Here is a 2,122-nt window from a genome sequence, read left to right as displayed (position 1 = left end):
TCATCATTTAACACTACACCAGATAATGGTACTCCCGCTACCAAAATTTTTGCTAAGTTAATTTTAAACTGCCCTAATTGTAATTTTGGACCTAACGTGCTTGTTAGAATATTTAATTTTTCTCCATAATATTCTAAAAAGTTTTCTGATGTTAATTTATCGGGAGCATAACCAGTATTAACCCACGTATATTTTTCATCATCAGGAATAACATGGGTAACACCATTTGTATCTGGATTAATAATTGAATTTAATAAAACTAAAATTTGTTCATCTTTAGTATAAGTAATACTATTTCGAATTTCACCAAATTCATCATCAGCCTGTAAGGCTGTATTTAATTCCTTTTGAACAATTCCATCTAACATACTATGATCAAACGCATAATTTAAATCAAAATTTTCATAAATATTTCGAAAAGCTGGATTTTGATCCACAATAATGTCCTTAGCCATTGAATTGAAAAACTTAACAATTGATTTTGAAACAGCTCCTGTCACAGCTGCTAAAATTTCTTGCATTTTTACTTTATCATTGGTAATAGTATACTGAATCAAAAAAGGTACACGTGTTTCTAATGTTTTAAATTGAATTTTAACTGCTAACTTAAAGTCTAACCGAACTCCTTTTAAATTGTTAACATCAATATTTACTAAAGAGCCTAATTTAGCAATATCAATATAATTTAACATAAATTTATCATCTTTTGAATCAGTGCTTAAAGGCATTGTATCAATATAATAATTTGAATATTGATCAGCAATTTCACGGTTAACATTATTAAAAACAGCCATAAAACCATTTACTAACGCTTGCAATGCTACACCAACATTGTGATCATCTAATTTTAACTCCTGTTGAGGACTACCGCTAGTAACCATTGTAAATAACTTTTCAAACTCTTGAGTTGAATAGTCATGAATATCAACTAATGTTTTTTCCATTGCATATGTTTGAAAAACGGTACTAACTTTTTTACAAATTTCATTCAAGATTTTTAAATCACCTTGATAATCAATACCCCTATTTTCATCTGAATTACTCTTTGGTCTTTCAACACAACTAATAATCAAACTCGGGCTGACAACACCAAAATTAAAAATTCCTAGTATTACTAATAATTTTTTCATAATGTTTTCTCCTTTTAAAATATTTTGTGTTAAATATTCGTGATGATTATAATAAAAAAAAGCAAGTGTCAAAATAACAACACTTGCGACTTTACTAAGATATACTGGTAAGTTTAGACATTAAATATTCTAAAATTACGACTTTGTTGAACAAACATCTATAACTATCAATTTATCATTCTTGAACAAAATCATATAACTTGTTCGCTACTATTTGATGTATTTGTCACGATGGATGAAGTTGATCAAAGAAAAAATAATCATCTGGATTGGCATCTTTTGGAACATCAGGATTAGGATTAGCTAGGATTTCACCAAGCATTCTCCCTACCACGAGTGGTGTACTTCTAAAAAAGTTAACAGTAACATCAGCATTTTCACGTAATTTTTTAAATTCCTCAAATAAATTTGACATATTATTGTATAAACTTCATTATTTAACAACATTTTTATAATGACCATTTATATTTTTAACAATTTCTGCTGTCTTTTGGTTAAACATTTTTGAAAAATTTGTAATAATTTCCTTAGATTTTTGATTTACAGATTTATTATTAAATTCTGGAACTAAACCCATATTAGGTGGACTCATTAGTAGAACCCTTTTAGCCCCATTATTCGCCAACATATACAAAGCTATTTCATATTTTTAATAATTTTATTTAAAGCTTTTACACGCTCATTATGGTTATTAACTAAACTAATGATATTACGTAAATCATTCCCTCCAATTGAAATCAAAATTAAGTCATTTGAATTAATGATGTTTTGACTAATTAATTGTCCCGTTTGTTTGCGAATGCTGACATTATTATATATCATACTTGCCGCCATACTATTATATTCACTTGCAGTTGCCCCAGCAATTGCAAAATTACGATTTCATTCATCTGGAAAATTATTTTGGTCAGCAAGTTTTAACTGTGAAAACTGTAATTTATTAGACTTCTTGCATTACTTGTTAAAAAATTGCAAATATTTGTAAAAAAGAT

4 protein-coding genes are annotated in these 2,122 nt (G+C 27.8%); all 4 read right to left on the bottom strand.

Features of this window, described 5'->3' with window-relative positions; genetic code table 4:
- The coding region (locus TS70_RS06390; RefSeq protein WP_198049761.1) for a hypothetical protein at positions 1-1,130 on the bottom strand (1,130 nt) is incomplete at its 3' end.
- Between the two features lie 172 nt (positions 1,131-1,302).
- On the bottom strand, positions 1,303-1,452 hold the full coding sequence (locus TS70_RS06385; RefSeq protein WP_198049760.1) for a hypothetical protein: 150 nt from the start codon (positions 1,450-1,452) through the stop codon (positions 1,303-1,305).
- A gap of 111 nt (positions 1,453-1,563) precedes the next feature.
- Positions 1,564-1,722, bottom strand: a complete 159-nt coding sequence (locus tag TS70_RS06380; protein WP_198049759.1) for a hypothetical protein — start codon at positions 1,720-1,722, stop codon at positions 1,564-1,566.
- Positions 1,723-1,766: 44 nt separating this feature from the next.
- A complete protein-coding gene (locus TS70_RS06375; RefSeq protein WP_198049758.1) occupies positions 1,767-1,964 on the bottom strand; it encodes a hypothetical protein in 198 nt (65 codons plus the stop codon).
- Between the last annotated feature and the right edge of the window lie 158 nt (positions 1,965-2,122).

The organism is Spiroplasma sp. hyd1 (assembly GCF_016082235.1).
In the GTDB taxonomy this organism is placed as follows: domain Bacteria; phylum Bacillota_I; class Bacilli_A; order Mycoplasmatales; family Mycoplasmataceae; genus Spiroplasma; species Spiroplasma poulsonii.
The sequence above is the reverse complement of the archived record's forward strand: the minus strand, read 5'-3'. Positions and strand labels throughout refer to the sequence as shown.